Annotated in this window: 10 protein-coding genes; 9 read left to right on the top strand and 1 reads right to left on the bottom strand. The window is 42.0% G+C overall.

All coding sequences use genetic code 11. The features are described from left to right. The first annotated feature begins 268 nt into the window (after nucleotides 1–268). The 7 genes from ACFSCZ_RS11475 (at nucleotide 269) to ACFSCZ_RS11445 (ending at nucleotide 8895) form a co-directional block, all read left to right on the top strand. Nucleotides 269–484 (top strand): hypothetical protein, encoded by a 216-nt coding sequence (locus ACFSCZ_RS11475; RefSeq protein ID WP_380774073.1) that lies wholly within the window; start codon nucleotides 269–271, stop codon nucleotides 482–484. Nucleotides 485–1847: 1363 nt separating this feature from the next. Beyond that, a complete protein-coding gene (dapF, locus tag ACFSCZ_RS11470; RefSeq protein WP_380774072.1) occupies nucleotides 1848–2705 on the top strand; it encodes a diaminopimelate epimerase in 858 nt (285 codons plus the stop codon). A gap of 3 nt (nucleotides 2706–2708) precedes the next feature. Further along, a complete protein-coding gene (gene lysA, locus ACFSCZ_RS11465; protein ID WP_380774071.1) occupies nucleotides 2709–4028 on the top strand; it encodes a diaminopimelate decarboxylase in 1320 nt (439 codons plus the stop codon). 59 nt (nucleotides 4029–4087) lie between these two features. Further along, nucleotides 4088–4258 carry a hypothetical protein gene (locus tag ACFSCZ_RS11460; RefSeq protein WP_380774070.1) on the top strand — a complete coding sequence of 57 codons (171 nt, stop codon included), beginning with the start codon at nucleotides 4088–4090 and terminating at the stop codon, nucleotides 4256–4258. Nucleotides 4259–4419: 161 nt separating this feature from the next. Continuing rightward, a complete protein-coding gene (cuyA, locus tag ACFSCZ_RS11455) occupies nucleotides 4420–5439 on the top strand; it encodes a D-cysteate sulfo-lyase (protein ID WP_380774103.1) in 1020 nt (339 codons plus the stop codon). Between the two features lie 199 nt (nucleotides 5440–5638). Continuing rightward, a complete protein-coding gene (locus tag ACFSCZ_RS11450) occupies nucleotides 5639–6895 on the top strand; it encodes a dicarboxylate/amino acid:cation symporter (protein ID WP_380774069.1) in 1257 nt (418 codons plus the stop codon). Between the two features lie 611 nt (nucleotides 6896–7506). Beyond that, nucleotides 7507–8895, top strand: a complete 1389-nt coding sequence (locus ACFSCZ_RS11445; protein ID WP_380774068.1) for an amino acid permease — start codon at nucleotides 7507–7509, stop codon at nucleotides 8893–8895. A gap of 326 nt (nucleotides 8896–9221) precedes the next feature. Here ACFSCZ_RS11445 and ACFSCZ_RS11440 read toward each other — a convergent pair whose 3' ends face one another. Next, on the bottom strand, nucleotides 9222–10097 hold the full coding sequence (locus tag ACFSCZ_RS11440; protein ID WP_380774067.1) for a dimethylarginine dimethylaminohydrolase family protein: 876 nt from the start codon (nucleotides 10095–10097) through the stop codon (nucleotides 9222–9224). A 753-nt stretch (nucleotides 10098–10850) separates the two neighbouring features. On the opposite strand from ACFSCZ_RS11440, the gene ACFSCZ_RS11435 reads away from it, so the two are divergent. Next, nucleotides 10851–11594, top strand: a complete 744-nt coding sequence (locus ACFSCZ_RS11435; RefSeq protein WP_380774066.1) for a conserved phage C-terminal domain-containing protein — start codon at nucleotides 10851–10853, stop codon at nucleotides 11592–11594. Between the two features lie 295 nt (nucleotides 11595–11889). After that, complete coding sequence (locus ACFSCZ_RS11430; protein WP_380774065.1) at nucleotides 11890–13197, top strand: M28 family peptidase; 1308 nt, start codon at nucleotides 11890–11892, stop codon at nucleotides 13195–13197. Nucleotides 13198–13325 lie beyond the last annotated feature (128 nt).

The raw sequence follows: 13325 nt of genomic DNA, 5'->3' as shown, positions 1-13325 counted from the left end.
AAGAATCTGTTTTATATTAAGTGCCAAAAATTTCAAAGAGCGTCTATCCTCCTACAGGACAGCTCCTTTTTATAACTAAAGAGCAAGAACGCCAAAGGAGAAACAGTCTGCTAAATCATGCAGAATCATATACATTCTATTCATTCACGCTAATAAGTAAATGAATAACAGGATGAGTAAATTTTTCAAAAAATTAACATTCCCTTTATTTGGAATTAATGAAAATGAATTATATTTGTGGAGAACACTAAAGTGAGGTGGTTGGGATATGGATATGAAGAAGTTAACTTTGGGTGTGTCTACTGCGATACTTTCCACCGGCCTATTGTTTGGGTGCAGTGCCGAAGAGGAGCCACAGGACCCTGCAACTGAAGAATCAACAGAACAGCAAGATCAAACAGAAGATGCATCAGGCGGTACAGACGAGACAGAACTTGAAGAAGATGCCGAAAATGAAGATGGAACAGACTCCGAGGAGTATTAGGACTCAAGATGGAACAGGAACTGAGGATGAAACAACAGAAGGCTGTAAATGGGGGAGATTTATTCCCCGGATGACCGCATTGCATCGATTGAAGGGCAAAGAAATTATCCGGTCCCTGGGAAGTTCATGAGAAGTGGAACGGCTAATTGCCTATTAAAATGCAAAAATCTTAACAAAAGCAAATTAATAATGAAGGGCCCTCTAACATGGGCCTAAAGCAAATCAGGCGCAGGATAAAACTTCGCCTGATTTTGCATATAACGGAAACTTGTTTACCGGGGGTTATGTACCTATTCATAGATTCCAAACAGATGTACAGGATCCGGTGGAAGCTCCGCGTCATGAAACAGTTTTGGCACCGCCTTCGCCAAAACCCATGATAGCCACACCTGCTATCCAACCTGAAGCAGTTTAGGCCCTGCTGCCCATAGTCTCTACCCTGCCCGTAGAGCATTAAAACGTCTCTCCTGAATCAATTCTGAACTTTTTACGTGCGTGATCATGAGCGCTTTCCCGGCTGTTACATGGACAGAAGTGCCGCAGCTCAGAGAAAAACAGGTAGGATAAGCCGATGTGATAACAAGCCCGCCGGCTAAATTTTTCCATCAGCACAGGCACAAAAAGTAGTACTATCTGCCTAAATCACACTAAAATAGCACATTGCCGGTTTTTCGGCATGGAATCGACAAAAATTCGGCATGTTTCTTGGAAAATGTCGTTTGAGCCATAACCCCCAGTCCCAAGCGGCAGATCTGGTGGTTGTCCGGCACGATAAAGATAGATTCGACAACGGATGCTGTTTCATCGGAGGTAAAGTCATAATTTCACGGTGTTCGAGGAAAGTCCGCACCAACGCTAACGGACCGTCTGTAACCTGTAGTCAGGTTTTATACTTTCATATTGGATTACCGCTTCTCCGAAAGAAAAGGTGATTTCGCAGTTTTTCAGTTATGACAATTGCTGCTTCGGGCATTCCGGGAACCCCAGAAAAACATCCGCGGAATAAGCATATCCCGCCATTGATAGGCCTGGATGGCATTAGAGATGATAGTCAGTGAGAATGACAGATGGGTGCTTTCCCTCGACAAACTGCCGGATCACAAAACAAATAAAAGAAAAGTATACTGCTGAATTTTCGGCAGTTTTTGCTTTGTTTGTATATTAAACTACTCCTGTCAGGAAAGCAGTATTGTACCAAAACACCAGTACATACGGGTTTTTTATCAAAAAACATAGAGCTGGCATGAAACTTGCAAATAGTAAAATTTACCTGTGCTTTGAAAAAAGTTGTTGTAAACGGTACCACCTCTGCCTGTAAAATAAGAGAGGAACACACCATGAGAGTAAAAGGAGGGATTCACGTTTGAGAAAAGTTCCATTTAAAAAAATGCATGGCTGCGGGAATGATTTTATTATCATTGATAATCGGGAACCGATCATGAACAATTTGGAGCTTTCCCGTTTTGTTCAAACTGTTTGTACCAGAAGGTTCCATATTGGTGCGGATGGTCTCATGTTATTGGAAACATCCCATATAGCAGATTTTAAAATGAGATATTTTAATTCAGACGGCAGTGAAGGGGAAATGTGCGGAAACGGAGCACGCTGTATTGTAAAGTATGCCTATTTAATGGGTGCAGCTAGTGACGTCATGGCATTTGAAACTTTAAATGGGGTGTACGAAGGAAAAATCCTGGGTGAGAATGTCCAAATTAAATTTCCGTCCATCCCGATAAAAGATTTCCATCTTCATCAACCTTTTCCTTCGGATGAAAATGATTTCTATCATTTTGCCTGGGTAGGCGTTCCCCATACGGTAGTGATGGAAAAGGCTATTGATCACATTCAGGACGAAGATTTTATGAAGTGGGCCCGAAAGATCAGGTACAATCCGGCCATCAGTCCAAGCGGAACGAATGTAAATGTAGTTGAGATCTGTGATGAACATCAAATCAAGATGCGAACTTATGAACGCGGAGTAGAAGATGAGACGTTTGCCTGCGGTTCGGGTGCAACCGCTTCGGCCATCATTTCAGGCTTGTTGGACAAAGTATCGTCTCCTGTGAAAGTTCATACCAAAGGAGGCGTTTTGACGATCAGCTTCCGTATTACAGAAGACGAGGTTCAAGATATATGCTTGGAGGGGAATGCGGTTGTTGTTGCGGAGGGAGAACTTATGTCAGAAGCACCGGTGAATGTATCAAGCAGGGAGGAAGGATAAAAAATGTATTTACACGGGACATCCAGAATCAATCAACAGGGTCACTTAGAAATCGGCGGTTGTGATGCAGTAGAATTGACGAAACAATATGGTACGCCTTTATACGTATACGATGAGGAATTGATTAGAAATAAATGCAGATCCTACGTGGAAGCTTTTAAAGAAACAGGCCTTCAGTTCCAAGTAGCATACGCGAGCAAAGCCTTCTGTACGATGAAAATGAGCCAGGTGATCATGGAAGAAGGCCTATCTTTGGACGTGGTTTCCGGTGGTGAGCTGTATACAGCGATACAGGCCGGCTTTCCGCCTGAACGTATTCATTTTCATGGGAATAATAAGAGTATCGAAGAAATTCAAATGGCATTGGATGTAAACATCGGCTGTTTTGTCGTGGATAATTTTTATGAACTGGAACTATTGAATGAATTGGCCGGAGACAAAGGAGTCATCGCCAATATTTTGTTAAGAGTGACACCGGGTGTAGAGGCTCATACACACGATTATATTTCAACAGGACAGCAGGATACCAAATTCGGATTTGACATGGGAAGCGGGATGGCCTTTGAAGCTGTCAACCATTCCTTGCTATTAAACCATATCAACTTACTTGGGCTGCATTCGCATATTGGATCACAGATATTTGATACAACCGGTTTTAAAGCGGCTGCAGAAAGACTCTCCCATTTTCTGATCGAAATAAGAGACCGCCTGCAATATACGGCATCCGTGTTGAATCTTGGAGGAGGATTTGGAATCCGCTATGAGGAAGAAGATCAGCCATTGCCTGTAAAAGCGTATATTCATGCCATTGCTTCTGCGGTAAAACAGTTATTGGGAGAAAGGTCATATCCTTTACCGGAGGTCTGGATTGAACCGGGAAGAAGCATCGCAGGGGAAGCAGGAACGACTCTATACACGGTCGGGTCCGTAAAAGATTTGCCAACCATCAGAAAATACGTTTCCGTAGATGGAGGAATGACAGACAATCTTCGTCCTGCACTCTACCAGGCCAAATATGAAGCGCTTCTGGCTAATCGGGCCGACGAACCGGCCGCTGAGGTGGTGACGATTGCGGGCAAATGTTGTGAGAGCGGTGACTTGCTGATTAAAGATTATACACTCCCCGCCGTTCAACCGGGAGACATTCTTGCTGTGTCGTGCACAGGCGCTTACGGGTTTGCCATGGCAAACAATTATAACCGGATTCCAAGACCGGCAGTGGTCTTTGTCAGGAACGGGCAATCTGACATTGCGGTGGAACGCGAAACCTATGAAGATATTATTCAAAGAGACCGCTTGCCGTCTCATTGTACGACAATATAATTAATGGGTTTTTTTAAAAAAAACCAGATTCAGATATACCATAAATACGGTCGGTCAAGATGTCTATGCATATCCCGAAAGCAGTGATTCCTGGGAAGGCAGCTCCGGGGATCGTCTCCAATCGGGAAGATCGGACCAATGGATCTGGTTATGAAAAATTTGGCGTAGTAACATCTATTTTAGAAATGCTTGTCTTGCATATAAAAAGTTCTGTCAATTTAAAAGGTTAATAAAAGAGAGAAACCTATGGGAATGTCCTTAAAAAGGATGGAAACGAGACAGAGGCAGTAATTTTTGCAGCTTATAAGTCAAGCATGGAACCATGAGGAGTATGGAAGCTGCCTGTTCGCACCGGGCGGTTCAGCCATACAAAAAAGGCAGGGATATTCAAATGTTATTAGCAAACATACCAAGAAGAAAATACACACCGGGACCAACACCCATTGAAAAATTGGACCGGCTTACGGACGTACTGGGCGGGCCTGATATTTTTATCAAAAGAGATGATATGTCGGGACTTACCGGGGGCGGCAACAAAACACGGAAATTGGAATTTTTAATGGCAGATGCGATCGCCAAAGGGGCAGACACGATTATCACTAGCGGTGCGCTTCAATCGAACCATTGCCGCCTGACATTGGCAGCCGCCGTGAAAGAGGGACTAAAATGCCGGCTTGTATTAGAAGAGGGTGCAGATACAGCCTATGATCCAAACGCAAATGGAAATAATTTTCTATATAAATTGCTTGGAGCCGAAGAGATCACAGTTGTAAACAATGGATCAGACTTACAGGCCGAAATGGAAGCATTAAGTGAAAAGCTGAGGGAATCAGGAAGAAACCCCTACGTCATTCCTGTCGGCGGATCCAATGAGCTGGGTACTGTTGGTTATGTAGCTTGTGCACAGGAAATTGTTCAACAATTATTTGAACAAAGGCTCGTGATGGACCATATTGTTGTAGCCAGCGGGAGCGGAGGGACGCAAGCAGGTTTAATTGTCGGGTTACATGGAAACCATGCGCCCATTCAGGTGACCGGGATCAATGTTTCCCGATCAAATGAATTACAGATTCCCAAAATCTATCAACTGGCACAAGACACAGCCAAATTTCTGAACGTGCCGGCTGATATTCCCGGCGAAAGCGTGCAATGCAACGACCAGTTTGTCGGCGGAGGTTACACAGTTCCGACAGAAGGCATGATTGAAGCCGTACAAATGCTGGCCCGTACAGAAGGGATCCTTTTAGATGCCGTCTATACCGGGAAAGTCATGGCCGGACTGATTGAATTGATTCGAAATGGAACGTTCAAGAAGGACGAAAATGTTCTGTTCCTGCATACAGGCGGTTCTCCTTCCCTATATGCAAACCATACGTTATTCAATGAAGACCTGTTTGTTTTGCAGGACTGAATGTGACGGCAGAAGAAAAAATAAAAGCCGTTTTGTTAATATCGGATTCCGAATAGTAATTGGTTTCGTTTCAGCTGAAATATAGCAATGACTGGCTGTCAGCAGCAATCTAAAAATGACAAGAGCCACGGAGACCAATGACAGGCAACATAAGCGTGGAATAAAACAAGCAGTTAAACAAACATAGGGGGTAACAACTGTGGCAAAAAAATTAAAAGCGTATCGATTTCCATTAATTCTGCTTTCCTCCATTATTATCGGTTCCATCATCGGACTGATTTTTGGTGAAAAGGCAGGCGTCATTCGCCCGCTGGGAGACCTATTTTTAAATTTACTTTTCATGGTCGTTGTACCGCTTGTATTCTTCTCTATTTCTTCGGCTGTAGCCAACATGGACAGCATGCGCCGATTGGGTAAAATCATGGGATCGATGATTACCGTTTTCATTATTACTGGAATCATTGCAGCGGTTACGATGCTTGCTGCAACGATAATTTTTCCGGTGGGATCCGGTGTGGATATCCCTATGGAAACTCCGGAAAATGTAGAAACGGTCACTCTTTCAGATCAAATTGTAAACACTTTCACCGTTCCGGATTTTGTTGATTTGTTCTCGCGTAATAACATGCTCGCTCTCATTGTGTTTTCTGTTCTGATTGGTATCGCAACAGGTTTAACCGGTGAAACCGGCAAACCATTTGCCAGATTTCTGGAAAGTGGATCGGAAATATTTATGAGGATCATTCAAATCATTATGTACTATGCACCCATCGGATTAGGAGCTTACTTCGCCGCGTTGATAGGAGATATGGGTGCGGAGTTGATTGGCGATTATGCCCAAGCCTTCCTCCTATATTATCCAGTGGCCATTCTTTATTTTTTGATCGGATTTACCCTGTATGCCTTTATTGCGGGAGGAAAAAAGGGAGTTACCCGTTTTTGGAAAAATATCCTGACCCCGGCAGCAACGGCATTGGGTACGGGAAGCAGTTTTGCCACCTTACCGGTCAACTTGCAGGCTGCCAAAAACATCGGCGTTCCGAAAGATATCCGGGAAACCGTATTACCTCTTGGAGCCACCATTCATATGGATGGATCCTGTCTATCAGCCATCCTTAAAATTGCTTTTGTTTTTGGTGTGTTTAACATGGATTATTCCGGAATCGATACGTTTCTCACAGCTATTGCTATTGCCATATTGTCCGGGGTTGTCATGAGCGGGATTCCAGGCGGAGGTTTTATTGGAGAAATGGTTATCGTGACTTTTTATGGTTTGCCGATACAAGCATTGCCGATTATTTCAGCCATCGGTGTCGTCGTAGATCCGCCTGCAACCATGGTCAACTCTACTGGAGATACCGTAGCAAGTATGCTTGTCACAAGACAGTTAGAAGGAAAAGAGTGGATGGATCAAGTACACGTGGAAGAAGCGCCTCGGCAGAGAATAAGTATGTAAGGAAATAAGTAAGGTGAAAGGTCGTTAAAGTAAAATATCATTCTTTCAGCAAAATTTTTGAAAAAGCAGCAGATGGGTAGGGGTAAAAAGCTTATCTCTCTGTCTGCTTTTTTCTTTTGATTTATGTGGGTTTGTTCAGTTTGCAGCCACGGAAGCATCTGATAAAATTCGGTAAAAAATGTTGGATTTAAAATTATTTGTACTAAAGGTAAAAACGAATCACAAAAATTGTTATATTAGAATACAGTAAAATTCAATTTCTTATCCTCCAATCCTATGAATGCAAAGCCCTACATATTAGGATTTTAGAGATCTCCAATTACCATTAAGACCCAAAAAGTGACATTTATTTCAAAAAGGCATGGATAATTATGGTATTATTAGTTAAAATTAATAGATGAAACGTCCATAAAATATTATAAAATATAAAACAAGCAGTCCTGTTAGTAAAAAGAGAAAAAGAGAAGTCACGGCAGAGTCCATTTCAAAACTAAACAGCAGAAGTTTTATTGATATAATGAAATCGTTTACTTGGAACTGTCAATTTATTCAAAGGCACATACGGGATAGCCGGAACATGGCCATATCCCAAAATAGGAGATGTCAATCACATGCAACAAGAAAATCTATCAAGAGGTTTAAAAAACAGACACGTACAGTTAATTGCCATAGGTGGGGCAATCGGAACGGGATTGTTTCTTGGAGCGGGGAAATCGATACATCTGGCAGGGCCGTCTATTTTATTTGCTTACCTGATTACAGGCGCCATATGTTTTTTAATTATGAGATCACTGGGAGAGATCCTTTTAAGCAACTTAAACTATCATTCTTTTGTTGATTTCGTTCAAGACTATTTTGGTGATACCGCAGCCTTTATCACTGGGTGGACTTACTGGTTCAGCTGGGTGATGATTGCGATGGCTGACTTGACAGCTGTTGGAATTTATATACAGTATTGGTTCCCAAGTGTGCCCCAGTGGATGCCGGGTCTCATTACACTCATTTTGCTGCTGGTGATGAACCTGGCCACCGTCAAACTTTTTGGGGAAATGGAATTTTGGTTTGCCATCATTAAAGTCATTGCCATTTTATCGTTAATCGTGATCGGCACTTTTCTGATTTTGAAAGGCTTTTCTACTGATGCTGGACCGTCCAGTTTTACAAATCTATGGAGTCACGGCGGGATGTTTCCGAATGGGATGACCGGTTTTATCCTTTCATTTCAGATGGTCATGTTTGCGTTTGCAGGCATTGAACTTGTAGGACTCACTGCAGGCGAAACAGAAAATCCGGAAAAGGTGATTCCGAGAGCAATCAATAATATCCCACTCAGAATCATTATTTTCTATATTGGCGCACTGCTCGTCATTATGAGCATCTATCCGTGGACGGCTGTTAAACCAAATGAAAGCCCTTTTGTTCAAGTATTTGCGGCGGTGGGGATTGCAGCAGCTGCCGGGATTATCAATTTTGTCGTTCTTACATCGGCTGCATCGGCGGGCAACAGTGCCATTTTCAGTACAAGCCGGATGCTCTACTCACTTGCCAAAAATGAACAGGCGCCTCAAGCCTTTAAAAAAGTAACATCCCATAAAGTGCCTTTCAATGCACTGTTCTTTTCAGCTGGAGTTGTACTGATGGTTGTTGTTTTGAACTACATCATGCCTGAAGGAGTATTTACGTTAATCACAAGTGTTGCCACTTTTTGTTTCATCTTTATTTGGGGAATTACCGTCCTGGCTCATTTAAAATATCGCAAAACAAGGCCGGAATTAGCCAAAACGAGTAAATTTAAAATGCCGCTTTTCCCATTTGCCAATTACCTCATCCTTGCTTTTTTTGCATTTATTTTGGTCGTGCTTGCACTTGGAGAAGACACCCGTATCGCATTGTTTGTCACTCCGGGGTGGTTTATTCTTTTGTTTGCCATCTATAAAATCCGGGCAATGAAAGCGGAGGATAAAGAGCAGTGGGAAGAGGAAAAATTTGCCGAGAATTAAGTGGACGTTTTTTTAAAAAAGAACGGTTACGTTCTAAAGAAGAAAATTTAAAAAGACTTACCAATTGGGGATGCAAATCATATACGATTTAGCATCCCTTTTGTGTGCCCAGCAGGGGTGGGACAGACCTGCTGGACGAAAGAGCGGATAAGGCGGGGTACTGGTTGAACAGTTGAAGAAAAGGCAGGGAAATTAGATTTTATGTGAGGCTTTACAATTTTGCATATGCCGCTTTGGGCCTTATTACAAATAGGTGGTGGTTTTTATATAGCGAGATTATATTTCTAATGACTATATAAACAACCCTTTAGAGGGTGTTTATATGGTCATTGTATATTTGTATTTAACGTTTCCCGTAAGACAGGAAGGGTGCAACAACGGAAGGAGCCACCAGACTTTATGATTTCGGTGATATCCACTTCAATAACCTGGAATCCCCGGTTATAAAGTTGTTTGTTTACCTTTTCATTGACCGGCAGACTAAATATTCGCTTGTTGCCAATACTTAATACATTTGTGCCCAATTGAAATTGTTCCTCTTCCGAAACTTCAATTAATTCATAGCGTGAAGCAAGAAATTCAATGTCTTTTTTCGTTAAAGCATTTGGATAAACGAGGGCTACTTCTGGTGAAACAACATTAAATATACAATCCAAATGCAGGTATTTTTCTTTAAATGGGATGGGAATGACATTGAATTGATTCAAAAGACGTTGTAAATGTTCAGCAGCTTTTTGATCAGTTCGATTGCTAAGCCCCACGAAAATTGTTTCCCGATCAATCAAAACATCTCCACCCTCAATTCGTTCCGCGCCTAAATTATAGTAAGGGCTTTCTTCATCCTCCAGCCATTGTTTTAAAACGTTTTCCTCCCCTGAACGAACATCTGTCGCCATCTTAGCAACAAAGATTGTTTGTCCTAGTGTAAAACCAATATCCCGAGTAAATACTTGTTCAGGATATTTTTTATGATATGGCAATAAAATAACTTCGACACCATGTTTCTTTAGCGTTTTGACAAATTCACCGTGCTGCTCGAGCGCACGTTCAATATGGATACCTTCATTTATAAAATACTTCTGCGTTTCATTAATTACTTCGCGGATCGTCATATATTGAGGCTGACAAAGGATTACTCGTTTTAAAACGTCGTATTCACTCGCACAAAAAGTCTTGCTGTTTGTATTCGGGCTTTCCGTCATTTTTTTTCTCCCTCCTGTCTTGGCTTTTTAACCTAGGTTTTCCTAAACCGTCGTTTAATATTTATATGTGGGGATAAGTCTTATTTAAAGATGAAAACAGCAAGAAAAGCGGCATAAAGCTGGGAACAACCGGCTTTGATTTATAACATGTTTTACAGCTGCTTTAGTTGGTGCGGTGAACCATACCATAAGTAAATAATTTTAGAGTTTTTTAATAGAGAAGGTATCAAAAATAAAACCTAGTAACTCCTCTTGGGTTTGTCAAATAAAGAGTGTAAGTCCATTTTACTAAATTTATTTTAAAACCCTATCTTTAAGTCGTCATGAAGGAGCAGCTGGTTACCAATATAGATACTCTTATTTACAAATATAGACTCTTATTCTTACGGTAAAGAAGTTGTTCGAGGAGTTGAAGAAATAGCAGGGAGTTTAGCGCTAGCTATTATGGGGATAGGGGTTCCGTGCCCTAATCCCCATTTTGCTTTATACAAGGTGACAATCGATGAAAAGACGGTCTCTCATTGAAGATTTGAATTGCTTTAGCCTGCATCATAATAGCCTTTGTTCATGCAGTTTGATATTTTCCTTTTCAATGAAACATCACTCAGCCCTTAAACAGCAATGAGCAAGTTTTTCATTTTTTCTCCATCAGGGTGTCCCATTTCCAACAATCCCCCTATATAAGAGTTGAGAGGAGCGGTAGATGCAGAAGGCTATCCGTACTTCGCCGCTCAAAAAAAAGGAGGAAGTGAAATGAGCAATTTGTTAATTCAGGAGCATCCCGTCATGATCATTCCGTCGTTGGCTGTGAAAGTAGGAGTAAATGAAGCAGTGGTGCTGCAGCAGATGCATTATTGGGTGAAGAGAAGCACATATAACAGGGACGGGCGAAAGTGGGTGTACAACACGTACAGCCAGTGGCAGGAGCAGCTTCCATTCTGGTCGGAGAGCTCGCTGAGACGCACAATTAATTCGCTGGAGAAAAAGGGTTTGGTACTGTCGGCAATGTTCAATCAGGCCAAGATGGATCAGACGAAATGGTACACGCTGGACTATGAAAAGTTGGATGAGGTAATTGGAGAGGATCAAGATGGACAACCCCCTGTCGAGGGTGAGCTGGTGAGTGGGTCAATCTTAGCGCCTGAGCCGCTCAGTTTGACCAGACCAATACCAGAGACTACTACAGAGACTACTACAGAGAAAATACATATACCCTTTTCCGAGGTCGTTGACTACTTGAATGCCAAAACAGGTTCCTCCTACAAGCCGAGCACGAGGAAGACACGGGAACTGATCCGTGCACGTTGGAATGAGGGGTTTACTCTGGAGGACATGAAAAAGGTAATTGACTTGAAGACGAAGGAATGGCTGCATGATCCGCATTGGAGGAATTATTTGCGTCCAGAAACACTGTTTGGAACCAAATTCGAGTCGTACCTGAACCAGAAGCCGGTAAAAAAAGTGTGGCGGGAGGAGGAGTTTAACCTTGATGACTAAGCGGGAGAACTTTTTACCGATATATGTTGCATACAAAACCCCTTCCGTTTATTAGCATTCGCAACAAAGGATTATCCTTTATTTGGGATGACACTTCACTTAGTTAAATTAGTTATAGCAGTAAGCATTGAAATATCGAAATCCTTACTAAATCCCTTCCCTTATTTCAAAATTACTAAAAAAATTGTTGACATAAGAAATAGTATAATTTATATTATAACTAACGACCGGTAGGAAGGTAGTTTTCAAAATTCGTTTGTAACAAGTAAAAGGGCAACTTTAAGGAGGAGACATAATGGACCAAAATATTGCATTTAATCATTTGAAAGTATTTGCCGACATCGGTACTAGGATCGCCGGAACAGAGCCGACAAAAAGAGCTGCTGATTATATTGAAAAGGCTTTCTCGCACGTGGGTCTGGAAACGAACAGGCACCATTTTGATATTCCTATGTACAGCTTGAAAAAGCCTTCAACTTTACAGGTTAAAATTAATGGAAAATGGCAGGGGTTGGTTCATAAAGCGGCTTGGTTTGCCGGTGATACACCGTTGGATGGGGTTGAAGCTCCGTTGGTTTATGCTCAAGACGGAAGTGAAGCCGTTCTTAAAAGAATCGAGCCAGAGGGAAAAGTTTTATTAATAGCCAGGGATTCTTACTACAATTATCCGGATGATGATATATATCGCCGTCTTGTTAAATATAAGCCTGCAGCAGTATTATTTACGACATCGGCGGGTTGGGGAGGAAGCGAGCCGCCTGATGTTTATTATAACTTTAAAACAGTCGATACAGAGGGAGAGGCTCCTCCAACTGCTGTTGTTTTATACTCCGATGCCTTAGAACTGCTAGAGCATAATCACGATATATTAGTACAATACAATGCGCAATATAACAGAAGCGAAGGTGCTTGTGCAAATGTGATTGGGACGCTTGCGGGAACAGATTCAACGGGTGAAGCAATTGTTATCTGTGCTCATTTTGACAGTGTGCCCGGGGGACCCGGAATCGGCGATGATGCAGGTGGTATCGTTACGATGATGACTCTTGCTGAACATTATGCCAATTTAGCACGTAAGGGTATTAGGCAGAAAAGAACTATGCATTTTATTGCATGGTCCGGACACGAGGTTGGATTGCATGGAAGTAGGGAGTTTTTACGGGACAATCCTGACATCTTTAACAATACTAAATTTGTATTAAACTATGACATTGTTGGAAACCGCATTTCCACAAACACTTTAATGGTATCTGCAAGTCATCAAGTAACGCAGGAAATTACGGAAGTTTGCGAATCGCTGGGCTATGATTGGCAAATTGATGCAGGTGTTTGGGGACTGGATACTACAAATTTTTGCTCAAAGGAAATTCCAGGTGTAAATCTTGTACAAACGCTGACCAATTGGAATCATACGACTCGTGATAATATCAAAAGCTGTCATCCGGATTCATTCATTGACCCGATTATTTTCGGAAAAGGGCTGCTAGATTGGGTTGCTAATGCAGAATCCATCCAGCAGGGATATCCGGAAGATATGAATGAGGTTGCAAGAAGTTATAGTGAAAAATATGGATGGGGTCTTTACCAAGAGATCAATGTCTAGAATGGGTAATGTCAAAAGTTCTATGAAAACTCACTAGATTTCTATCAGTGGTTGGGTGGTTAACTCACGCAATCGCCCTTGACAAACACGCCAATGGTTTAGGTTGTGAATAACAAGGGCGAAGGGAA

Source organism: Siminovitchia sediminis (assembly GCF_042680885.1).
Taxonomy (GTDB): domain Bacteria; phylum Bacillota; class Bacilli; order Bacillales; family Bacillaceae_C; genus Siminovitchia; species Siminovitchia sediminis.
This window is presented reverse-complemented; position numbering and strand designations above follow the sequence as displayed.

Coding starts and splice junctions, on each gene's coding strand:
- cuyA (WP_380774103.1), top strand. CDS start 4,420: ATGTTATTAGCAAACATACCAAGAAGAAAATACACACCGGGACCAACA.
- ACFSCZ_RS11445 (WP_380774068.1), top strand. CDS start 7,507: ATGCAACAAGAAAATCTATCAAGAGGTTTAAAAAACAGACACGTACAG.
- ACFSCZ_RS11460 (WP_380774070.1), top strand. CDS start 4,088: ATGTCTATGCATATCCCGAAAGCAGTGATTCCTGGGAAGGCAGCTCCG.
- ACFSCZ_RS11440 (WP_380774067.1), bottom strand. CDS start 10,097: ATGACGGAAAGCCCGAATACAAACAGCAAGACTTTTTGTGCGAGTGAA.
- ACFSCZ_RS11430 (WP_380774065.1), top strand. CDS start 11,890: ATGGACCAAAATATTGCATTTAATCATTTGAAAGTATTTGCCGACATC.
- ACFSCZ_RS11475 (WP_380774073.1), top strand. CDS start 269: ATGGATATGAAGAAGTTAACTTTGGGTGTGTCTACTGCGATACTTTCC.
- lysA (WP_380774071.1), top strand. CDS start 2,709: ATGTATTTACACGGGACATCCAGAATCAATCAACAGGGTCACTTAGAA.
- ACFSCZ_RS11435 (WP_380774066.1), top strand. CDS start 10,851: ATGAGCAATTTGTTAATTCAGGAGCATCCCGTCATGATCATTCCGTCG.